Origin of the sequence: Haloimpatiens lingqiaonensis, assembly GCF_901447495.1 — a bacterium.
GTDB classification, from domain to species: Bacteria; Bacillota; Clostridia; order Clostridiales; family Clostridiaceae; genus Haloimpatiens; species Haloimpatiens lingqiaonensis.
In genome coordinates this window covers 1-23514 of the sequence record NZ_CABDWS010000050.1, presented here as the reverse complement: position 1 = coordinate 23514, position 23514 = coordinate 1, and the positions used below count along the sequence as shown (strand labels likewise).

The 23514-nt window shown below is 30.9% G+C and carries 22 protein-coding genes and 2 pseudogenes; 22 read left to right on the top strand and 2 right to left on the bottom strand.

From position 1 onward, the window contains the following. The first annotated feature begins 436 nt into the window (after nt 1–436). The 21 genes and pseudogenes from FGK85_RS10370 to FGK85_RS10275 all read left to right on the top strand — a co-directional run bounded on the left by FGK85_RS10370 (nt 437) and on the right by FGK85_RS10275 (nt 20809). On the top strand, nt 437–1177 hold the full coding sequence (locus FGK85_RS10370; protein ID WP_138206344.1) for a YebC/PmpR family DNA-binding transcriptional regulator: 741 nt from the start codon (nt 437–439) through the stop codon (nt 1175–1177). 211 nt (nt 1178–1388) lie between these two features. Then, nucleotides 1389–1994, top strand: coding sequence for a hypothetical protein (locus FGK85_RS10365; protein ID WP_138206342.1), 606 nt, complete (start codon nt 1389–1391; stop codon nt 1992–1994). Nucleotides 1995–2135: 141 nt separating this feature from the next. Beyond that, nucleotides 2136–2726, top strand: a complete 591-nt coding sequence (ruvA, locus tag FGK85_RS10360; protein WP_138206340.1) for a Holliday junction branch migration protein RuvA — start codon at nt 2136–2138, stop codon at nt 2724–2726. Between the two features lie 10 nt (nt 2727–2736). Further along, nucleotides 2737–3768, top strand: a complete 1032-nt coding sequence (gene ruvB / locus FGK85_RS10355; protein WP_138206338.1) for a Holliday junction branch migration DNA helicase RuvB — start codon at nt 2737–2739, stop codon at nt 3766–3768. A gap of 29 nt (nt 3769–3797) precedes the next feature. Continuing rightward, the gene (gene queA / locus FGK85_RS10350) at nt 3798–4823 is read left to right on the top strand and encodes a tRNA preQ1(34) S-adenosylmethionine ribosyltransferase-isomerase QueA (protein ID WP_138206336.1); all 1026 of its coding nucleotides are present in this window, start codon (nt 3798–3800) and stop codon (nt 4821–4823) included. 21 nt (nt 4824–4844) lie between these two features. Next, entirely contained in the window at nt 4845–5981 is a 1137-nt protein-coding gene (gene tgt, locus FGK85_RS10345) for a tRNA guanosine(34) transglycosylase Tgt (protein WP_138206334.1), read from the top strand. Nucleotides 5982–6039: 58 nt separating this feature from the next. Continuing rightward, entirely contained in the window at nt 6040–6345 is a 306-nt protein-coding gene (yajC, locus tag FGK85_RS10340) for a preprotein translocase subunit YajC (protein WP_138206332.1), read from the top strand. Nucleotides 6346–6406: 61 nt separating this feature from the next. Then, complete coding sequence (locus FGK85_RS10335; RefSeq protein WP_138206330.1) at nt 6407–6772, top strand: TIGR04086 family membrane protein; 366 nt, start codon at nt 6407–6409, stop codon at nt 6770–6772. 87 nt (nt 6773–6859) lie between these two features. Beyond that, complete coding sequence (gene scfA / locus FGK85_RS10330; protein ID WP_017414649.1) at nt 6860–6997, top strand: six-cysteine ranthipeptide SCIFF; 138 nt, start codon at nt 6860–6862, stop codon at nt 6995–6997. Between the two features lie 71 nt (nt 6998–7068). Further along, on the top strand, nt 7069–8436 hold the full coding sequence (gene scfB, locus FGK85_RS10325) for a thioether cross-link-forming SCIFF peptide maturase (RefSeq protein WP_138206328.1): 1368 nt from the start codon (nt 7069–7071) through the stop codon (nt 8434–8436). Between the two features lie 82 nt (nt 8437–8518). Beyond that, nucleotides 8519–9757 (top strand): annotated as a pseudogene (gene secD / locus FGK85_RS15810) (protein translocase subunit SecD); the annotation flags it as partial. A gap of 30 nt (nt 9758–9787) precedes the next feature. Continuing rightward, nucleotides 9788–10633, top strand: a pseudogene (gene secF, locus FGK85_RS15805) (protein translocase subunit SecF); the annotation flags it as partial. Between the two features lie 226 nt (nt 10634–10859). Then, the gene (locus FGK85_RS10315; RefSeq protein ID WP_138206324.1) at nt 10860–11759 is read left to right on the top strand and encodes a DHH family phosphoesterase; all 900 of its coding nucleotides are present in this window, start codon (nt 10860–10862) and stop codon (nt 11757–11759) included. A gap of 85 nt (nt 11760–11844) precedes the next feature. Further along, on the top strand, nt 11845–12363 hold the full coding sequence (locus FGK85_RS10310; protein ID WP_138206322.1) for an adenine phosphoribosyltransferase: 519 nt from the start codon (nt 11845–11847) through the stop codon (nt 12361–12363). 102 nt (nt 12364–12465) lie between these two features. Beyond that, on the top strand, nt 12466–14658 hold the full coding sequence (locus FGK85_RS10305) for a RelA/SpoT family protein (RefSeq protein WP_138206320.1): 2193 nt from the start codon (nt 12466–12468) through the stop codon (nt 14656–14658). 28 nt (nt 14659–14686) lie between these two features. After that, the gene (gene dtd / locus FGK85_RS10300; protein WP_138206318.1) at nt 14687–15136 is read left to right on the top strand and encodes a D-aminoacyl-tRNA deacylase; all 450 of its coding nucleotides are present in this window, start codon (nt 14687–14689) and stop codon (nt 15134–15136) included. A gap of 14 nt (nt 15137–15150) precedes the next feature. Further along, a complete protein-coding gene (locus FGK85_RS10295; RefSeq protein ID WP_138206316.1) occupies nt 15151–15753 on the top strand; it encodes an MBL fold metallo-hydrolase in 603 nt (200 codons plus the stop codon). Nucleotides 15754–15768: 15 nt separating this feature from the next. Then, on the top strand, nt 15769–17190 hold the full coding sequence (locus FGK85_RS10290) for a coproporphyrinogen III oxidase (protein WP_138206314.1): 1422 nt from the start codon (nt 15769–15771) through the stop codon (nt 17188–17190). An 11-nt stretch (nt 17191–17201) separates the two neighbouring features. After that, nucleotides 17202–18452, top strand: a complete 1251-nt coding sequence (gene hisS, locus FGK85_RS10285; RefSeq protein WP_138206312.1) for a histidine--tRNA ligase — start codon at nt 17202–17204, stop codon at nt 18450–18452. A 33-nt stretch (nt 18453–18485) separates the two neighbouring features. After that, nucleotides 18486–20279: an aspartate--tRNA ligase gene (aspS, locus tag FGK85_RS10280; protein ID WP_138206310.1), complete on the top strand. Its 1794-nt coding sequence runs from the start codon at nt 18486–18488 to the stop codon at nt 20277–20279. A gap of 257 nt (nt 20280–20536) precedes the next feature. Beyond that, nucleotides 20537–20809 carry a metal-sensitive transcriptional regulator gene (locus tag FGK85_RS10275; protein WP_138206308.1) on the top strand — a complete coding sequence of 91 codons (273 nt, stop codon included), beginning with the start codon at nt 20537–20539 and terminating at the stop codon, nt 20807–20809. 9 nt (nt 20810–20818) lie between these two features. Here the strand turns inward: FGK85_RS10275 and FGK85_RS10270 are convergent, their stop codons facing one another. Together FGK85_RS10270 and FGK85_RS10265 are read right to left on the bottom strand one after the other, a co-directional pair. Beyond that, entirely contained in the window at nt 20819–21283 is a 465-nt protein-coding gene (locus tag FGK85_RS10270; RefSeq protein WP_138206306.1) for a threonine/serine exporter family protein, read from the bottom strand. Nucleotides 21284–21285: 2 nt separating this feature from the next. Beyond that, the gene (locus FGK85_RS10265) at nt 21286–22047 is read right to left on the bottom strand and encodes a threonine/serine exporter family protein (RefSeq protein WP_138206304.1); all 762 of its coding nucleotides are present in this window, start codon (nt 22045–22047) and stop codon (nt 21286–21288) included. 404 nt (nt 22048–22451) lie between these two features. On the opposite strand from FGK85_RS10265, the gene FGK85_RS10260 reads away from it, so the two are divergent. Next, a complete protein-coding gene (locus tag FGK85_RS10260) occupies nt 22452–23009 on the top strand; it encodes a PAS domain S-box protein (protein WP_138206302.1) in 558 nt (185 codons plus the stop codon). Nucleotides 23010–23514 lie beyond the last annotated feature (505 nt).

Below are 23514 nucleotides of genomic sequence, written 5' to 3'. Positions count from 1 at the left end.
ATACTGACAACCTCCCGTGTGATTAATTGAGTAATAACTTTTATATATCACGGAAACCGTCGGTGTGCCATATTTATTTTTTGGTAGCATTACCAATTTGACTTTTTATTTTGCAGAACTAAAGTTACTAATTTAGTATAATATTAAGCAATAATTGGAGATAATATAATTATTGCTTGTAATTTAAAGCTTATTTTAAAGATTTTTAAACTAAATAAAGAGGTTTAAATTTATATTTTAAGGCATTATTTACATGAATATAACTAATATTTAATGCACAAAGTTTATATTACTAATTGCAGAATATAAATGGCGATTGAAATAATAATATATTATATGATATAATTAATGTGTTTTGATACTTTACGCGTATATTTTGTGTAAAAATAAGTTTAAAATACAATTTACCATAGATGAAGTTAGGGGGAGATTATAAATGTCAGGTCATTCAAAGTGGCATAACATACAAGCTAAAAAAGGTAAAGCAGATGCTAAAAGAGCAAAAGTCTTTACAAAAATAGGTAAAGAATTGATGGTTGCAGTAAAAGAGGGAGGAGCAAACCCTGATGCAAACCCAAGATTAAGAGATGTTATTGCTAAAGCAAAGGCTAACAATATGCCAAACGATAACATAACTAGATCCATTAAAAAAGCTTCAGGAGAACTAGGAGATGTTACTTTTGAAGAAATAACATATGAAGGATATGGTCCAGCAGGAATAGCTGTTATAGTAAATGTACTTACAGATAACAAAAATAGAAGTGCTGGTAACGTAAGACATGCATTTACTAAACATGGTGGTAATTTAGGTTCAACTGGATGTGTATCATTTATGTTCCAGAAAAAAGGTCAAATGGTTATTGAAAAGAAAGATGGTCTTGATGAAGATGAAATTATGATGATGGCATTAGATGCAGGTGCAGAGGATTTTGAAGCAGAAGATGAGGTATATGTTATAACTACTGCTCCAGAAGAATTTGGAACTGTAAGAGAAGCATTAGAGTCTCAAGGATTAGATTTCTTAGAATCAGAAGTTAAAATGATTCCTGATACATTTACAGAAATCGATGAAGAGACATCAACTAAATTCCAAAAATTACTTGATCAATTAGAAGATGACGATGATGTTCAAGATGTTTACCACAATGCTGAGTTCCCAGAGGGATGGGAAGAATAGAGGCATAGAGGTATTAGAGTTTAAACTTCATATGTAATGTAAAAAATTAGTCCACGAAGGATAAAAACTTATATATGGAAATAATGCTATCAATGGGTTGCTGTACTAGGTGCAGTAGCCCATTGTTTATTTCAAAATAATTTAATTTAGTTCTGTATAAATTGTATAAAAATTTACAAATTGGACATAATACCCCATGAGGAGGGATATTATGTCTAAAAAGAGTAAGTTTATAATTTGGTTTTCAGCAGTAGCGTTAATTCTTTTCATAGGGGGGTATTTTAGTTATTGTAAATACAGTAAAGCTTCTAAATATAATGAAGAATTATATAGAAACAGTAATTCTGTTATGAGTAAAAATAAAATTCAAAATACTATTAAATATAATACCAATTTAATATTTAGAACCGTTTATTTAAAAAGTAATCATATAGCAGAAGAAAAACAAATAGCAGAAAAATATGACAAGTCTATAATAGGATATGATAGAGAGAAGTTGCAATCATATTTTTTGAAAAAAGATTTTAAAATAAATGCAATGAATGGAAATGAAGTTATTTTAACTAAAAGTGTAGATAGATATGCTCCTAACAAATATGTTATTGGAATTGAGAAAACAGAAAAAGGAGAGTATATCTCTATTTTTAGAACAGATAATGAAGGAAAGATGTATATAGAAGACAAAGAAGATATTACCGGCTTAAAGACTAATCTTCTTAGAAAAGAGGATGTAGAAATGCTTAAAAACGGTTGTTCAGAACTTCAATTTGATACTAAAGAGAAGGCAAAAGAAGCTGTTACTGAATATGAATCTTAAAATAAAATATATATAGTAAAGGGTATATAGGATTATATAATACGTAACTATATACTCTTTTTTCTTGAATAAAATTAATTATGGTGGTAAAGTATTATATAGCTTCTTATTTAAACTATTGGTTGAAAGGAATGTATAAGGGTGTACGAGTATATAAAAGGTATCTATATGGGTATCAATGAGGATTATATTATAATTGAAAACAATGGCATAGGCTATAAGATATATACATCAGGTAATACTATAACTAATATACCTAAGGCCAGTGAAAATATAACCATTTATACAACACAAATTGTAAGGGATGATTTTATTGGACTTTATGGATTTTTAACTAGGGAAGAATTAAATTTGTTTAATCTACTTTTAAAGGTTAATGGAGTGGGGCCTAAGGCTGCATTATCTCTTTTATCTATAAGTAGTGTAGCTAATCTTAAAAGAGCTATAGTTTTAGGAGAAGAATCTTTGATTACAAAGGCTCCTGGTGTGGGTAAAAAAACAGCTCAAAGAATAATACTTGAACTAAAAGATAAAATAGATACTGATGAAATATTAGAAGCTTCACAAAATAGTGAAGATAAACCTATAGATGATAAGATTAGAAAGGAAGCTTTACAAGCACTTGTATCCTTGGGATATTCAGAAAAAGAGGGAAGCAGGGCTTTGAAGTATGTAGAAGGGCAAAGTGTTGAAGATTTAATTAAAAATTGTTTAAAATATTTAATGAATTGAGGTGTATAATGTGGGGGATAGAATTGTCACAACTTCTAAAATAGAAGGAGATTTTGAGAACGATTATTCTCTAAGACCTCAAAGTTTTAACGAATATATAGGTCAAAAGAAAGTAAAAGAAAAACTAGATATATTTGTAAAAGCTGCTAAGAAGAGAAGAGAAAACTTAGATCATGTACTTTTATATGGGCCACCAGGACTTGGTAAAACCACATTAGCTAATATAATTGCTAGTGAGATGGGTGGAAACTTAAAAGTCACTTCAGGACCTGCTATAGAGAGAGCAGGAGACTTGGCGGCTATACTTACCGGTCTTGGAAATTTTGATGTTTTATTTATAGATGAAATACATAGATTAAATAGAGCTGTGGAGGAAATACTGTATCCAGCCATGGAGGATTATGCACTAGACATAGTCATTGGAAAAGGTGCTGCGGCTAAATCCATAAGATTGGATTTACCTAAGTTTACACTTATAGGGGCAACTACAAGAGTTGGACTTTTAACTTCACCCTTAAGGGATAGATTTGGAGTAATGTGTCCTATGGAATTTTATGAAGAAGATGAACTGGCATATATAATAATAAGATCCTCACAAATATTAAATGTAGAAATAACAGAAGATGCAGCTGGAGAAATAGCTAGGCGTTCTAGAGGGACTCCAAGAATAGCAAATAGAATTTTAAAAAGAGTTAGGGACTATTCTATTGTTAAGGGCGATGGAACAATAGATTTGGCTACCTCAAAAAAAGCTTTAAAACTTTTAGATGTAGATTCTCAGGGGTTAGATAGTATAGATAACAAGATATTATCTGCTATAGTTGATAATTTTAAGGGAGGACCAGTAGGACTAGAGACCTTAGCATATTTTATAGGAGAAGAATTAGACACTATAGAAGATGTATATGAGCCATATTTACTTCAAAAGGGGTTTATTGTAAGAACTCCTAGAGGAAGAGTAGCAACAGAAAAGACCTTTAATCATTTAAAAAGAGAAATACCTAAAAATTATATAGAGAACAATCAAATCTCTATCTTTTAATTAACATTAACAGAAGAGGAAGTGGTTACATGGATGTAAAAGATTTTTATTTTGATTTACCAGAAGAACTTATAGCTCAGCATCCTGCTGAGAAAAGAGATGAATCAAGACTTATGGTTTTAGACAAAAGAACTGGAGAACTAAATCACAAACATTTTAAGGATATAATTGATTATTTAAATCCTGGTGATTGTCTGGTTTTAAATAATACAAGAGTACTTCCAGCTAGACTTATTGGCAGTAAAGAAGGAACTGGGGCAAAGATGGAATTTTTATTGCTTAAGAGAATAGACAAGGATAAGTGGGAAACATTAGTTAAGCCGGGAAAAAAGGCTAAAGTTGGCAGTAACTTTATTTTTGGAAATGGAGAATTAAAAGCTGAAGTTGTAGGTATTGGTGATGAAGGCAGTAGAATTGTACAATTTCAGTATCAAGGTATATTTGAAGAAGTTTTGGATAAATTAGGGCAAATGCCACTTCCGCCATATATAAAGGAAAAGCTTCAAGACAGAGAAAGATATCAAACGGTTTATTCAAAAGAAGTAGGTTCAGCAGCGGCACCTACTGCAGGATTACATTTTACAAAAGAGCTTTTAGAGAAAATAAAGGCTAAAGGAGTAAAGGTTGCTTTTTTAACATTGCATGTGGGACTTGGAACTTTTAGACCTGTAAAAGTTGATACAATAGAAGAACACCATATGCATTCGGAATTTTACTGTATGACAAAGGAAACAGCAGATATAATAAATGAAACTAAAAAATCAGGGGGGAGAATTATAGCTGTAGGTACTACTTCCTCTAGAACTCTAGAAAGCATAGGAACAGAAGATGGTGTTGTTCAAGAAAAGTCAGGATGGACAGATATATTTATTTATCCAGGATATAAATTTAAAGTAGTGGATGCACTTATAACCAATTTTCATATTCCAGAATCAACGCTTATAATGCTAGTAAGCGCATTGGCTGGCAGGGAAAATATAATGAAGGCATATAATACTGCAGTTAAGGAAAAATATAGATTTTTTAGTTTTGGAGATGCTATGTTTATAGGATAGTAAAAGAAAGGATGTAGATTAATGGGAAAATACACTTTGCTTAAAAAAAGTCACAAGGTAAGACGTGGAAGATTTGAAACTGTACATGGAACTATACAGACTCCTGTATTTATGAATGTAGGAACTCTTGCAGCTATTAAGGGAGCAGTTTCTTCTATGGATTTAAAAGAAATAGGATGCCAAGTGGAACTTTCTAATACATATCACCTACATTTGAGACCAGGAGACCAGGTGGTTAAAAAACTAGGTGGATTACATAAGTTTATGAATTGGGATAGACCTATACTTACAGATTCAGGTGGATTCCAAGTATTTTCACTATCACATATTAGAAAGATACAGGAAGAAGGGGTTTATTTTAACTCTCATATAGATGGTAGAAAAATATTTATGGGGCCAGAAGAGAGTATGCAAATACAAAGTAATTTAGGATCAACTATTGCTATGGCCTTTGATGAATGTATACCTAATCCATCCCCAAGGGATTATGTGGTTAAATCAGTAGAAAGAACCACTAGATGGCTTCAAAGATGTAAGGTTGAAATGGATAGATTAAATTCTTTAGATCATACAGTAAATAAAAATCAAATGTTATTTGGAATAAATCAAGGTGGAGTTTACGAAGATATTAGAATTGAACATGCAAAAACCATAAGTAAAATGAATTTGGATGGTTATGCTATAGGTGGTTTGGCTGTAGGTGAAACTCATGAGGAAATGTACAGAATAATAGATGCGGTAGTTCCACATCTTCCACAGGAAAAACCTATATATCTAATGGGTGTTGGACTTCCAAGTAATATTTTAGAAGCTGTAGATAGAGGAGTAGATTTCTTTGATTGTGTACTTCCTGCAAGAAACGGAAGGCATGGACATGTGTTCACTAAACATGGTAAAATAAATTTAATGAATGCAAAATATGAATTAGACGATAGTCCTATAGACGAGGGTTGTCAGTGTCCTACTTGTAAGCATTACAGTAGAGCGTATATAAGGCATTTGTTTAAGGCAAAAGAAATGCTAGCTATGAGATTATGTGTTCTTCATAATTTATATTTCTATAATAAATTAATGGAAGACATAAGAAATGCCATAGATGGTGATTATTTTAAAGAATTTAAAGAAGAAAAATTAGCTAACTGGAATGGAAAAGCTTAATTTGAGTAATTAAATTTAATTAAATTATAAATTATTAAAATAAGGGAGGAACGTTAATATGTCAAATGGATTAATGACAATTGTTACTTTCGTGATTATGATTGCATTCTTTTATGTAATAATAGTAATTCCTGAAAATAAGAGAAAAAAGAAATACAATGCAATGTTAGAATCATTGAAGGTAAATGATGAAGTAATGACTAGAGGTGGAATTATTGGAAGTATAGTTGTTATAAAGGATGACTATGTAATAATTCAATCAGGTCCAGATAAGTCTAGACTTAAAATGTCTAAAAGTGCTATAGGAAGTATTTTAAATTCAAAGGATGAGGCAGAAGTAAAGGAAGTAAAAGAATCAAAATAATGATTTAATAGTTATTAAACACCTCCTGGGTTCATATATTTTTAATAAGGAGGTGTTGCTGTTGAATAAAAAAAATGTAGAATATATGCTTAAAGGATTAATAAGAGCATGTATAGTTACTTTAGTAGGTATGATAATTTTTTCTATAATCAATTTTTTATTTCCAGCTTCAGATGGATTTAGAGATATGTTTATTTTGATAATTACATTAATAAGCATAATGTATGGAGCTGTATATGCTTCTAGAAATTCTCGAAAGAATGGTTGGCTTATGGGACTCATCATATCCTTTATGTACATGGCAATTTTTTATTTAATTTCAGTTTTAGCAGGAAGAGAATTTGCTTTGGTAGGAAAGGATTATATAAGGATTATATTGGCTTTACTAGTGGGAATTTTATCTGGAATGTTGGGAATAAATATATAGAAATCCTTTATTTAATGGAATTATTGTGATATAATTATTTAGTAGATATGCGACATTGGAGCTATAAATATGATTGGAGGAATTGACATGAAACATATAAAAACTATAAACAAGTCAAATATAAAAGAAAGTTTAAAGAAACCAGGATGCAAAGAGTGTGCAAATTCATGCCAATCAGCATGTAAAACATCTTGCACAGTTGCTAATTTAGCTTGTGAAAATTAATTTATGCTGGTATAATTTTAAAGGCAGTAACTTATGTTACTGTCTTAAATTTTAATGAGGAGGAAATAAAGGTGGCAAACATTCATAAATTTATACAGAACGATGAATATTACGTTCTAGATGTAAATACTGGATCAGTACACATGGTGGACGAGCTAGTATATGATCTATTAAACGAAGAAAAATTAGAAGCTTTAGATGAATTAAAATTAAGATATAAGGATAAATATTCAAATGAGGATATACATGAGGCTTACAAAGAGATAGAAGAATTGGTAAAAGAGGGTTTATTGTATACGGAAGACTTGTACGAAGAAATTGCTCAAAAGAGCGGAGAAGCGCCATCTTTTATAAAAGCTTTATGCTTAAATATAACTCATGCATGTAATTTAAGATGTAGGTATTGTTTTGCAGACGAAGGGAAATATCATGGAGAAAGCAAGATCATGTCTGTAGAAGTAGGTAAAAAAGCTCTAGATTTTGTAGTTGAACACTCAGGTCCTAGAAAGAACATAGAAGTGGACTTGTTTGGAGGAGAGCCGTTAATGGCTTTTGAAAACATAAAGCAAATAGTAGATTATGGAAAAGAGTTGGAGAAAAAGCACAATAAAAATATAAGATTTACCATGACAACAAATTGTACTTTATTAAATAATGAGATAATGGAATATTTAAATGAAAACATGGTAAACATAGTTTTAAGTATAGACGGAAGAAAAGAAGTAAATGATAGAGTTAGAATAGGAGCTAATGGTGAAGGCTCTTACGAAAGAATACTGCCTAAAATAAAAGAAATGGTGGCAAAAAGAGATGCGGATAAACTGCATTATGTTAGAGGAACTTTTACTAGAGAAAATACAGATTTCTTTAATGATGTTATGCATCTAGTAGATTTAGGATTTAAAGAAATATCTGTAGAACCAGTAGTTCTTCCAGATGAACATCCATTGTCTTTGAGAGAGGAAGATATTAACACAATTTTTCAGCAGTATGATAAATTGTATGATGAAATGTTAAAAAGATATAAAGAAGGTAATGAATTTAAATTTTATCATTTTAATATAAATTTAGATGGAGGACCATGCGTTTATAAAAGAATTTCAGGTTGTGGAGCAGGACATGAATATGTGGCAGTTACTCCAACGGGAGATGTTTATCCATGCCATCAATTTGTAGGTAATGAAGATTTTAAATTAGGTACTATATACGAAGGAAAAATGAATGCTGATATAGCTAAGAAATTCCACAAAGCACATATATATAATAAGCCAAAGTGTAGGGAGTGCTGGGCAAGATTTTATTGTAGTGGTGGATGTCAAGCTAATAATTATAACTTTAATGGAGATATCCATAAACCATATGAATTAGGATGTACTATGCAAAAGAAGAGAATAGAGTGTGCCATAGCTTTAAAAACACAAATGATGATGGAAGAATAATGCATATATTACATAATATTGACTAAAATATTATGTGATATTATAATTATGTTATTAATGCTATACGGAGGGGGATAAGAAAATGAAGAAAAAAAAGAGTGCAATTCTCTTTATTTTAAGTGTTGTTGTTATTTTTTCATTAGCCTTTATTAGTGCCCAAGGGGTGAAATTATTTGGATATGAAATAAAACCAATAAGTAAATCTATAAATAAGGGGCTAGATCTTCAAGGTGGAGTTTCTGTAGTTGAGGAAATTCAAGGAAAAGTAGATAAGAAAACTTTTGATAAAACTATTGAGCTTATATCTATGAGAGTAAACAAAATGGGTGTAAGTGAAACGGTAGTTACAAAAGAAGGACAAAACAGAATAAGAATAGAAATACCAGGTAAATTTGATGCTAAAGCGGTTATTGACAGTGTGGTAAAAACAGGAGAATTAAAATTTGTGGGGCCAGATAAAAAAACTATTCTTACTGGTAAGGATGTTAAGGAGGCTACTGCTTATTTAAATGATACAAATAGCCCAACCATAGGATTGGAGTTAAATCAAGATGGTACTAAAAAATTTGCTGAAGCTACTAAAAAGTTTATAAATCAACCAATAGCTATATATATGGATGATGAAATGCTTACAAATCCTACTGTAAATGATGTTATAACTGGTGGTAAGGCGGTTATAACTGGAAGCAAAACTTTAGAAGAAGCTACTAGACAGGCTAATATAATAAATTCTGGAGCACTTCCAGTAACCTTAAAGACAGTTTCAGCTAAAACAGTAGGTGCCACTTTAGGAGCTACTGCATTGCCAAAAAGTATAAAGGCTGGTGCCATAGGAATTGCATTAGTATTTATATTCATGCTTCTTTACTATAGATTACCAGGAATGATAGCAGATATAGCATTAGTTTTATATATAATACTTGTACTGCTTGTTTTCTCAGGAATAGAAGCAACATTAACTCTTTCAGGTATTGCAGGATTCCTTTTAACCGTTGGTATGGCGGTAGATGCCAATGTACTTATATTTGAAAGAATAAAAGAAGAACTTAAAACAGGAAAATCTGTAAAGTCTTCCGTGGATACAGGATTTGATAGAGCATTATCTTCTATATTAGATTCTAATATAACTACAATTATTGCAGGGGTAGTACTTTATGTAGTAGGATCTGGTACTGTAAAGGGATTTGCTTTAACTCTAATAATAGGTATAGTGGTAAGTATATTTACTGCATTAACTGTAACTAAATTTTTACTTAAATCTGCTGTAAATATGGGACTTATTAATAAGCCTTCACATTTTGGAGTTAAAAATAATGATCAAGCTAAAACAGAATATAAGTTTAAATTTGTTGAGAGATTTAAACTATGGGTAAGTATGTCTTTATTGGTTGTAGTTATTGGATTCACAATAATGGGCTTTAAAGGATTAAATTTTGGTATAGACTTTAAGGGTGGTACTATTGTTCAAATAGAAATGAAACAAGACTTTGAAAAAGCTGAAATAGATAAGATAATTAAAAAATATTCTAATGAATATCAAACTACCAAGGCTAACAATAATGGAAAAATTGAATTAGAAATTAAAAGTAATTCACTTGACAGCAATAAAATAGATAGTTTATTTAAAGAGATAAAATCTGAGTACAAAAAAGCTGAGTTAACATCTCAAGAAACCATTGGTGCTTCTGTAGGAAATGAGCTAAAGAAAAAAGCTTGGATAGCAGGAATTTTAGCTACACTAGCTATGCTTCTATATATAGGTGTTAGATTTGAATTTAAATTTGGTTTAGCTGCAATACTTGCATTAGTGCATGATATATTAATTACTGTAAGCATTTATGCTATGCTTCAAATTCCAGTAAACTCACCTTTTATAGCAGCGATACTTACTATACTCGGATATTCAATTAACGATACTATAGTTATTTTTGATAGAATAAGAGAAAATAGCAAAAAAATGCGTGGAAAAGATGTGGCTGAAGTAGCAAATATAAGTATAAGTCAAACTATGACTAGATCTATAAATACAGTTTTAACTACATTGTTCACTATAGTGGCTGTAAATGTGTTTGTTCCTTCAGTTAGAGAATTCTCTATGCCGCTAATAATAGGCATAGTTTCAGGATGCTATTCATCAATATTTATTGCCAGCCCTATTTGGGTCATTTTAAAGAAGAAAATTGAAGGAAGAGCTTAAAATAATAAATTAATAATTTAATTATTAAAATGGATTCCAGATGAAATCTGGAATCTTTATTTTGCTCAATACTAAATATATAAAATAAATATAGAATTAAGTAGCACAAATAGTTTATTTTTACTAGCGTACTATTAGTTCCGCATATTCATATAAAAATTTATTTGTCAAAAGCAGTAATATAATTTATAATATACTTGTTTTCTATAGAGTTGGAGGAACTAGTATGAATAAAGTCAGTGATAATATTAAAATTGATAATACATATATTGATAAAGAAATTAAAAGTGCCCTAAATAGAATTGTCAGTGCTGTAAACAACAGAGAAAAAATTATAATTTACGGACATTATGATTTGGATTGCATTACAGGGGTGTCTTTATTAATTTTGATTCTTAGGTACCTAAATGCAGATGTAGAGTACTATATACCAAGTGAAATAGATGATAATTATGAAGTGAACAAATATATAGTTGATAACCATATAAAAATCCTTGGAGCCACTCTCATGATAACTGTAGGCTGTGGAATCAATAGTTATGACACTGTAGAATACTGTAAAAATTTAGGTATAGATGTAATAATAACAGATTTTAGAAAAAACAAAGGTAAAGTTCCTAATACTTGTGTACTGACTAATACCCAATGTATGGAATATAATAGTACAGCAGTAGGAGTAGCTTTTAGATTAGCTAAAGAAATAGCTAATTATTATAAAATAAATTGTGTACATAAATATATGGATTTGGTTATGCTCGGTACTGTTTCTAGAGATGTGGAAATAGTTGGAGAAAATAGAGATTTTGTTATAGAGGGAGTAAAGAGATTAAAGGTAACAAATAATTATGGATTAAAGGCTTTAATGAAAGTACATAAAATATTTAAAATAGATATAAAAACAATATATAAATTGGTTACTACAGCTATACCTACAGTAAATCCAGTGGGCAAAATGGATAATGCAAGAATTGTGGTAGAACTTTTCACTACATCCAATAGCTATAGGGCGGAACAAATAGCTAAATACTTGAAAAGACAGGTGGAAAATATAGATGAGTCTTGTAATGAATATAAAAATGAAATACATAAACTCAGAACTTTTAGTAAAGACTTGCAATTATTTTAATCTTTAATATATAATAGTATGGGCATGAAAATAATTTTAAACTTGTTCATGTTAAGTTCCAAGCAATTATTAGGAGGAATAAGAAATGGAATTAAAAGAAAAAATAAGAGTTATAGAAGACTTTCCTAAAGAGGGAATTAGTTTCAAAGATATTACAACATTACTACAGGATGGAGAAAGTTTAAAATATACTATAGATAAATTTGTGGATTACCTTAAAGATAAAGATATAGATATGGTTGTTGGGCCAGAAGCAAGAGGTTTTTTATTTGGAGTACCTGTGGCTTATGCTCTTGGTGTTGGTTTTGTGCCTGTAAGAAAAAAAGGCAAGCTTCCTTTTGAAACCATAAGTTCAAAATATGATTTAGAGTATGGAAGTGATGAATTAGAAATACACATTGATTCTATAAAACCAGGTCAAAGGGTTGCAATAATAGATGATTTATTAGCTACTGGAGGAACTATAAACTCTGTAGCTAAGTTAGTGGAAAAAGCAGGTGGGGTTGTAGCTGCCGCTGGATTTGTAATTGAACTTACTGATTTAAATGGTAGAGAAAAACTTTCAAGCTACCCTATAGAGTCTTTAGTTAAATACAACATATAGATATAATTTTAAATTGAAAAATTATCAATATTATTATATAATGATATTAAATAATTAACTGGCTGGCATTGACCAGCCTTTGATTTTAGGAGAGTAATCCAAATGCTTGATAAATTGATGAGGAAAATAGAGGAAAATTGCACTCATGTAAATAAAGAATGTATAATTAAGGCGTATAATTTTGCAAATAATGCCCATAGTGAGCAGAGAAGAGAATCGGGAGAACCATATATAATTCATCCCGTGGAAGTGGCATGTATTTTGGCGGATATGGGACTTGATACTAGTACAATAGCAGCTGGATTGCTTCATGATGTAATAGAAGATACTCAGTACGATTATGAATTTGTTACTAAGGAATTTAGTGAAGAAATAGCTAGACTAGTAGAGGGAGTAACTAAACTTGGTAAAATTACATATAAGACCAAAGAGGAGCAACAAGCTGATAATGTGCGCAAGATGCTTTTAGCTATGGCAAAAGATATAAGAGTTATTTTAATAAAACTTGCGGACAGACTTCATAATATGAGGACATTAAAATTTATGCCTATAGAAAAGCAAAAGCAAAAGGCAAAGGAAACCTTGGATATTTACGCTCCTTTGGCACATAGGTTAGGAATGTCTAAAATAAAATGGGAATTAGAGGACTTATCTTTTAGATATATAAATCCTAATGAATATTATAGTTTGGTAAGAAAAATATCTGAAAAAAGGGCTGAAAGAGAAGAATATATAAATAAAATAATAGAAGAACTTTATAGCAAACTAGGAGATTCTGGAATAGAATCAGACATAGAAGGAAGGCCAAAGCATTTTTATAGTATATATAGAAAAATGGTTAAAAAAAGTAAGACAATAGATCAAATTTTTGATTTAACGGCTATCAGAATTCTTGTGAATAATGTTAGAGATTGTTATGCTACGTTAGGTATTGTACATACTATGTATAAACCTATGCCAGGCAGATTTAAAGATTATATAGCTATGCCTAAACCTAATATGTATCAATCACTACATACTACGGTTATTGGACCACAAGGCAAGCCATTTGAAATACAGATACGTACTTATGAAATGCATAGAACTGCTGAATATGGTATAGCTGCTCACTGGAAATATAAAGAAGGAGATGCTTCAGGGCATCAGGAAGATTTAGATTCTAAATTATCTTGGCTAAGGGAAATTCTTGAATGGCAAGATGAAACCTCTGATGCAGAGGAATTTATGGAAAGATTCAAAATAGATTTATTTTCAGATGAAGTATTTGTATTTACTCCTAAGGGGGCAGTTATTAGTTTGCCTTATGAATCTACACCAATAGATTTTGCATACAAGATTCACACGGATATAGGTCATAGATGTATAGGTGCAAAGGTAAATGGAAAGATGGTACCACTAGACTATCATTTAAGTACTGGAGAAATAGTAGAAGTACTGACATCCCCTACGCCTAAAGGACCTAATATACTGTGGATTAATATGACAAAAAGCAATCAAGCTAAAAGCAAAATAAGGGCTTGGTTTAGAAGAGCTAAAAGGGAAGAAAACATTGTAAAGGGCAAAGAATTATTGGAAAAAGAAGCAAAGAGACAAGGCTTTAACTTTAAGGAGTACGCTAAAGGAAAGGTTATAGAAAAGCTTTTATCAAAGTACCATATGAAGGGTGAAGAGGATTTATATGCATCTGTGGGGGCTGGAGCTACCATACCTTCTGTAGTGGTGTCTAAATTAGTGGATTACTATAACCATGAAGAAAAGAAGAATACACTTTCATTAGAGCAAGAGGAAAAGGAAATAAATAAATATACTGCTAGTAAGGAAAAAGAACAGCAAAGAGAAAGCAATTATCCTGGAGTAGTAGTAAAAGGAATGAAAAATTTACTCGTGAGATTTGCAAAATGCTGCAACCCTGTACCTGGAGATGAAATAATAGGGTATATTACTAAAGGAAGAGGAGTATCTGTACATAGAAAAGATTGTAAAAATTTAATGGAGCTTATACAAAACGAGCCAGAGAAAATTCTTTCAGTAAGTTGGGGTACTTCTGAGGGAGCTTATTATATAGCAGAGATACAAATAAAAGGTGATGACAGGCCAGGACTTCTTACAGATGTAATGGAAAGTGTAGTTAAAAGTGGGTTGAATTTATATGCTGTCAATGCTAAAACCTCTAAAGTAGGAATAGCGGTTATTAATGTAAAATTAAAAATAACCAGTAGAGAGCAATTAGATAATTTGATGAAAAATATAAGAAAATTTAAAGGTGTAACTGAAGTATATAGAGTTAAAAAATAGTAAATTAGTATTTTGAGGAGTGATTTTAGTGCGAGCAGTAGTTCAAAGAGTGAAATCTTCTTCTGTAGAAGTGGAAGGTAAAATAGTGGGTTCAATAGGAATGGGATTAAACGTGCTATTAGGAGTGGAACAACAAGATACTACAGAAGACTTGATATATTTAAAAGATAAAATACTAAATTTAAGAATATTTGAAGATGAAAATGGAAAAATGAATAAGTCACTTCTTGATGTTAATGGGGAACTTATTATAGTTTCCCAATTTACTTTGTTAGGTGATTGTAGAAAGGGAAGAAGACCTAATTATATGAAGGCATTATCTGGCGAAGATGCAGAGAAATTTTATAAGGAATTTATAAAATTGTGTAAAGAAGAAGTGACAAAGGTTCAATGTGGGGTTTTTGGGGCTGATATGAAAGTTAGTATAGAAAATGATGGACCTGTAACACTACTTATAGACAGTAAAAAGAACTTTTAAAAGGAGTGAAATACATGGAAATAAAAAGAATAGTAGCAGGAATTTATGCTGCTAATTGTTATGTCATATGGGATGAAACTAATGAGGCAGTGGTTTTGGATGCTGGAGGAGATGTGGACGATATATATCCATTTATAGAATCTAAAGGATTAAAGGTTAAATACATATTGCTGACACATGGACATAGAGATCACACTGATGGAGCAGATGAATTAAAGGATTTAGTAAATGCCCCTATATGCATAAATGAAAAAGATGATATATTGATGAGAAATAATGAGTATATGTTTGGAATGCTTAGAAGTGGCAAAGCAGATATAAACTTAAATGATGGGGATGTATTAAAGTTTGGAAAATGCCAAATTAAATGCATAGAAACTCCAGGACATACACCAGGAGGAATGAGCTTTTTAATAGGTGATTCAGTATTTACAGGAGATTCTTTGTTTGCTATGTCTATTGGAAGAACGGATCTTCCGGGAGGAGATTACAATGCAATTATAAATAGCATAAAATCTAAATTGTTTTCTTTGCCAGACAGTACTAATGTTTATCCAGGACATAGTATGGGCACATCTATAGGATATGAAAAAAAGAATAACCCATTTTTTAGATAAAGGGAGTTTTTAAAATTGAAAGTTAAATTGAACGATATTAATTATAGATATCATGTTTATGGAATAATTAATATATTTTATCAGTGTGAAAATATAGAATTTGTAGAAGAACATTATGATATGAGTATAAATATTTATGAAAATGAAGTACAATGTTCTTATGGAGAAATTAGTGAAAGATTCATTTTCACGAAGGATTTACCACATAAGGATTTTATAAAAAAATCTATATTCATGTTTTTAACAAAATATACAGGAAAGTCTATGCCATGGGGCACTTTAACGGGTATTAGACCTTCTAAAATAGCTATAGAGCTTTTAAGAAAAGGCAAAAATGAAAGTGAGATAATAGAGTTTTTCAATCACAATTATTGCACTAGAGAAGATAAGGCTAAATTATGTATAGATATAGGAAAAAAAGAGGAAAGTTTTATTAACACTAAAAAGGAAAATATAAGTGTTTATATTGGAATGCCATTTTGTCCAACTAGATGCCTTTATTGCTCTTTTACAGCTAACTCTGTAAAGGGTTGTGGTGATTTAGTAGACAATTATATAAAAGCTTTAATGGTTGAAATGGAAAGAATGAGTAGCTTTATAAAAAGAAAAGGACTAAATATACAGTGTCTTTACTTTGGCGGAGGTACTCCTACAGCGGTAAATGATGAACAGTTTAGAGTTGTAATGGAAGCTATATACAAAAACTTCATGGAAGAATTTAATGTGCAGGAATTTACTGTGGAATGTGGAAGACCAGATAGTATAACAGAAGATAAATTAGAAACCATGAAAAAACACCGTGTAAGTAGAATAAGTATAAATCCACAAACTATGAGCGATACTACTTTAAAACTTATAGGAAGAAATCACTCAGCAAAAGATGTGGTTGAAAAGTTCTATATGGCAAGAAATATAGGATTTGAAAATATTAATATGGATATTATTGTGGGTCTTCCTGGTGAAAAGCTTGAAGATGTAATAAATACTTGCAAGGAAATAAAAAAGCTAGCACCAGATAGCTTTACAGTGCATGGACTATCTGTAAAAAGAGGTTCTAGATTACATGAAAACATAGTAAATAAAGAAAACTATGAAATAGCTAATCAAAAGGAACTGAACGAAATGTTTGGGGAAACTGTTAATTTATCAAAAAGCTTATCTATGAAGCCTTATTATATGTATAGACAAAAAAATATGGTAGGCAATATGGAGAATATAGGATATGCATTAGAGGGTAAAGAGTGCATATATAATATACAAATGATAGAAGAAAAACAAACAATAATAGCATTGGGAGCAGATGCTGTATCAAAAATTGTGTTTTTGGAAGAAAACCGATTAGAAAGATTTGCTAATATAAAAGATGTAAAAGAATATATAGAACGTTTAGATGAAAAAATTTCTAGTAAGGAAGAATTATTAGAAACGTTATATTAAGGAGGAATAATATGATTATTCAAGCACCTAAAGGGACTAAAGACTTACTACCTACAGAGTCATATAAATGGCAATATATTGAGAATAAATTTAGAAATATAGCTTCAACCTATGGATGTAGGGAGATAAGAACACCTATATTTGAATATACTGAATTATTTCAAAGGGGTGTAGGTGAAACTACTGATGTAGTTCAGAAGGAAATGTACACTTTTAATGATAAAGGTGGAAGAAGCATAACACTAAAGGCTGAAGGAACAGCGCCTTCTGTTAGAGCGTTTATTGAAAGTGGATTACATGCAGAGGCACAGCCTACTAAGCTTTTTTACTTTACACCAGTGTTTAGATATGAAAATGTTCAAAAGGGAAGATTAAGACAACACCATCAACTAGGCATAGAAGTTTTTGGTTCTAATGAAGCTTCTATGGATGCTGAGGTAATCAGCTTAGCTATGAGAGTTTATGAAGAATTTGGAGTTAAAAACTTGACTTTAAATATAAATAATATTGGGTGTCCAGAGTGTAGAAAGAAATACAATGAAGCTTTGAAGGAATATTTAAATAGTAATTTAGACAATTTATGTGAAACTTGCAAAACAAGATTTAACAAAAATCCTATGAGAATATTAGATTGTAAGGAAAAGAAATGTAAGGAAATAGTAAAAGATGCACCAGTTATAATAGACTATGTTTGTGATGACTGTAAAAATCACTTTGAACAATTAAAAATGTATTTAAGTGCACTAGGAATAGAATACAATGTAGACCCACTTATAGTAAGGGGACTAGATTATTATAGTAAGACTGTATTTGAAATAATAAATAATGATATAACTGTCTGCGGCGGCGGAAGATATGACTACCTAATTAAAGAAATTGGTGGTCCAGAAATGCCTGCAGTAGGATTTGGTATGGGAATTGAAAGACTTATAATGACTTTAGAAGAAAATGGAATAGAAATACCAAAACCTAATTATATGGATTTATACATAGGTTCCATGGGAGATGCAGGAAAAGTAGAAGCTTTTAAACTAGCTAACAAGTTGAGAATAGAAGGAATAAAGTGTGACTGCGATCATATGGATAAAAAAGTTAAGGCGCAAATGAGATATGCTAACAAATTAGAAGCCGCATATACTATTGTGCTAGGAGATAGTGAACTAGAAAATAGAGAAGCAAATTTAAAAAGAATGAGTGATGGAGAACAAATAAGTATAAATATAGATAAAATTCATGACATAGTAAAAATAATAAAAGGCTAAAACTTCAAAAGCTTATCAGGGAGGAACAAAAAGATGGGAGAATCACTTAAAGGTTTAAAAAGAACACATATGTGTGGAGAGCTACGAGAGAGTAATATTGGCGAAAAAATTACTGTAATGGGATGGGTTCAAAGAAAAAGAAATTTAGGTGGATTGGTATTTGTAGATTTAAGAGATAGAACAGGAATATTACAAGTGGTTTTTGGAGAGGAAATAAATAAAGAAGCTTTTCAAAAGGCTGACTTAGTTAAACCTGAATACTGTATTTCAGTTACTGGTGAACTTGTAAAAAGAGAAGCACCAAATAATAATATTCCAACAGGAATGGTGGAACTAAAGGGACTTAATATAAAAATATTATCAGAGTCAGAAACACCTCCTATATATATTAAGGAAAATCTAGATGCTGCAGAAAACATAAGATTAAAATATAGATATTTGGATTTGAGAAGACCAGATATGCAAAAAATATTCAGCATAAGAAATAAAGCAGGAAAAGTAGTTAGGGACTTTTTAGATGAAAATGGATTTTTAGATGTAGATACACCAATACTTACAAAGAGTACTCCAGAAGGAGCTAGAGACTACTTAGTTCCAAGTAGAAATTATCCTGGAATGTTTTATGCACTTCCACAATCTCCACAAATATTTAAACAGCTTTTAATGGTTTCGGGATTTGATAGATATTATCAAATAGCAAAATGTTTTAGAGATGAGGATTTGAGAGCTAACAGACAGCCAGAATTTACACAAATAGACTTAGAAATGTCTTTTGTTGAAGAGGATGACGTAATTGAGGTTAACGAGAGATTAATTCAAAGGGTGTTTAAAGAAGTTTTAAATGTGGATGTAGAGCTTCCAATAGCTAGAATGCCATATAAAGAGGCTATGGAGAAGTATGGTAGTGATAAACCTGATTTAAGATTTGGAATGGAAATAAACGATTTAACTTCTGTAGTTTCAAATTCTGAATTTGTAGTTTTTAAGAATGCTATTTCAGAAGGCGGTAGTGTAAGAGCTATAAAGGTAGAAAATTCTGCGGATATGGGAAGAAAGAAAATAGATAAGCTAGGTGAGTTTGTAAAAACTTATAAGGCTAAAGGATTAGCTTGGATAGCTTATAAGGAAGATGAAATAAAATCACCAATAGCTAAGTTTTTAACTGAAGAAGAAATGAATGGAATATTAAATACTATGAATGCAAAACCAGGAGATTTAATATTGATAGTTGGGGATGCTAAAAATAGTGTAGTATTTCAATCTTTAGGAGCCCTAAGACTTCAAGTTGCAAAAGACTTAGATATTTTAAAGGACAATAAGGAATTTAAATTTACTTGGGTTACTGAATTCCCATTACTATCTTACAATGAAGAAGAAGAAAGATATCAAGCAGAGCACCATCCATTTACAATGCCTATGGATGAAGATATTCCTTATTTGGATACAGATCCAAGTAGAGTTAGAGCTAAAGCTTATGATTTAGTTCTAAATGGAGAAGAATTAGGTGGAGGAAGTATAAGAATTCATAATACGGATCTTCAACAGAAGATGTTTGAGGTGCTAGGATTTACAAAGGAAGCAGCATGGGAAAGATTCGGATTCTTACTAGAAGCATTTAAATTTGGACCACCACCACATGGCGGATTAGCTTTTGGATTTGATAGACTTATAATGTTCTTGGCGGGAACAGATAACATAAAAGACGTAATAGCTTTTCCAAAGAATCAAAACGCGTTCTGTCCTTTAACAGAAGCTCCTAATCTAGTAGATGATAAACAGTTGGGAGAATTAGCATTGAACATAAAAAAATCTGATAAAATAGATTAATTCTAATAAGATTTCTTAATATAATTCTAGGATAAATGGATCATAAATATAACTACCTGTTATCCGATGACTACCTGCCGTAACACTCCCACTTCTAACAAAGTGGGAGATAACGGCAGCTACGTCCCTGGATAACGATCTCTAACCTTCAGTTGGAGTAAAAACTCCATCTGAAGGTTAGAGTTCTGTTTATGAAGTTTAAATATTTTATATTTAGTTTCATAACGGGTATTATTGCATAATTAGAGGTGAATGAGATGAATGATAAAAAAGATCCTAAAAGAGATATTCAAATAAGAATGAGAAGAATTGAAGGTCAGGTAAAAGGTATACAAAAGATGATAGAAAATGATGCCTGCTGCAAAGATTTATTGGTGCAAGTAGCTGCAGTTAGGGCTGCTATAAACAAAGTTGGAAGCTTAATTCTACAAAATTATGCTGAAAGATGTTTTTTTTGTAATGAGGATACAGAGATAAATAAAGAAAAAATGAGTGAATTAGTAGACACTATAAATATGTTTTTAAAATAAAAAAATAGGCTATTTGCCTATTTTTTTGTTAGAATTTTTAGATTTATAAAAAATTATAAATTTACTAAGTGATGAAATCAAAACTATTGCTACTGCTATTGAACCAGCATCTATCAGCGTTTTAAGTCCAAGATTTAAGGAAACATCTGCATTACCTTTTACGGATTCTAACATGGTATAATACATGCCGCTTCCAGGAACTAAAGGAATCATGGCACTGATTATATATGTGGTTACTGGAGTTTTCATTACCCTTGCAAAAATTTCAGAATATATACTTATAGCTAAGGAAGCTATAAAAAGGGACAAATTAGATGAATAACCAAAGTTGGAGAATATTAAATAAACGAACCAACCTAATCCGCCGCCTAATGAGGCAAAAAATAAATTTTTACCTCTAATATTAAAAAGAACACAAAAACCTAAGGAGCCCATGAAAGCATAAAAACAATTTATTAAAACTTTAAATGCCATTTTTATATTCCTCCAAAATTAAAAATAATTTTAACTACAATACCACTACCTATAGCTATGCCAATGGCCACTAAAAAAGCCTCAATAGCTCTAGAAATTCCAGAAACCAAGTCACCGGCTATGGTGTCTCTTACTGCATTTGTTATGGATAATCCCGGAACTAAAAGCATAATAGAGCCTATGGTAATTTTATCTATATTTGATCCTATGCCGAAAAGTACCATTATATAGGCAATTAATGCGGCCATAAAACCACCTAATATATTTACAAAAAATGAGTTTACATTATATTTACCAAGAATATTTGAGGTTTTATAAATTAAAGCTCCTACTAAAAAGGCAGCTATAGAGTCTCTCATATTTCCGCCAAATAATAAGGTGAAAAAGGAAGCTGCTAAGGAAGCAAAGAAAATAGATGTTTTTCCACTATATCTAGGAGTGTTATTTATTTTCTTTAATTCATATTTAAACTCATCAAGGGGCATCCAATTGCAACATACTTTTCTTGAAAGGTCGTTTACTCTCTGAATTTTTTCTAAGTTTACAGTCCTGTTTTTAATACGTTTAACTACAGATAAATTTTTATTATTGGTGCTTATAGATATAACGATTCCTGTGGGAGTAACAAAACTTTCAGCAGATTTTTCTCCGTAAGCGGAACAAATTCTAAAAATAGTTTCTTCAACCCTATAGGTTTCACCGCCATTTTCTAATATTATTTTTCCTGCTTCTGCAGCAACTTTTATTAACTCGTTAGCGTTCATATTAAGCTCCTTTCTATTTTTATTATTTAATATATTTTAATTAAAGTTAGTAATTCAACTTTCGCAGTTATAAAATTTACAGATAAGTAATAGGTAATAGCTAAGAAGTAAGAGTTAAGGATAAAACTCAAAGAGTTTTTTATAATTAATTTGTAAGTAATAGTTTTTACTTTTTACCTATTAGTTCTTACTTTTTCGCTTTTATTTCTTAGCTTGTATAATATAGAGCCTAAAATTTATATGAGAAAGTTGAGTTTATAATAAATTATATCTTATCAAATAATTATATTGAGCTTTCATCATATATTTTATTCCTCACAAGGTAATAATTTTATATTGTTGAAATAATTTAAGGTTAATTATACACTTATATTATAGACATTTAATATATAGGGGGCAATAACATGATAAAAATAGAGAATATATTGAATTGTTTAATTAATAACTTAAATTTAGGAATACATATTGTAGATAATGATGGTAAAACCATATATTATAATGATGTAATGGCATCTATTGAGGGTCTTAATAAAGATGAAGTAATGGGGAAAAAAGTAGATGAATATTTGGAGGATGTAGATGAAGAAAGTTCAACTATAATTAAGTGCATAAAAAGTCGTAAAAAAGTTAAGGATGTAATTCAAAGATACAGTAGTAATATTGGTAAAAAGATAACAACAATTAATACTACAATTCCAGTGATGGAGAATAATGAACTTATAGGAGCTATTGAAATAGCTCAAGATATGACTCAATTTAAGGAAGTTAATGAAAAGTTATGTAAACTACAATCGGTACTTAAAAGCAGTCAAGACCATTATGTGTTTAATGATATAGTAGGGAATAGTGATGCTCTAAATGGTGCTATAAATAAAGCTATGAGGGCTAGTTTGTCAAATTCACCGGTGCTTATTTATGGAGAAACAGGGTGTGGTAAAGAGGTAACTAACAGTTACAAATAAGTTATAAAAAGTTATAATTCACTGTAAAGTTTTATCCGATGACTACCTGCCGTAACACTCCCACTTCTAACAAAGTGGGAGATAACGGCAGCTACGTCCCTGGATAACGAGCTCTAACCTTCAGATGGAGTAAAAACTCCATCTGAAGCTAAGAGCTCTGTTTATAGCTTATAACTTAGAAAATTGTTGACAGCCTCCCATGTTCGTAAAGAGCATGGAGAGATGTACGAGATACATCCAAAATCCTTTGAATTGCTGGAAACCCCTAAAGCTAACTAAACTACAACGCAAGGATGAAAAAGGCCTAAGCGTGATAGTTGCGAAAGCAGAAAAAATTAGTTAGATAGCATAAGGTTAAATCCTAAGTGCGCCAATCTCATGGTTAAAAACCGTTAGGTTGCGATAATGGGCAATCAGCAGGTAAGCCTCGAAAAGAGGAAACTTCAACGACTATCCTGTGATGGGAGTACACTACAAGCTATTGGTAGTGGAAGTGGAGGACACC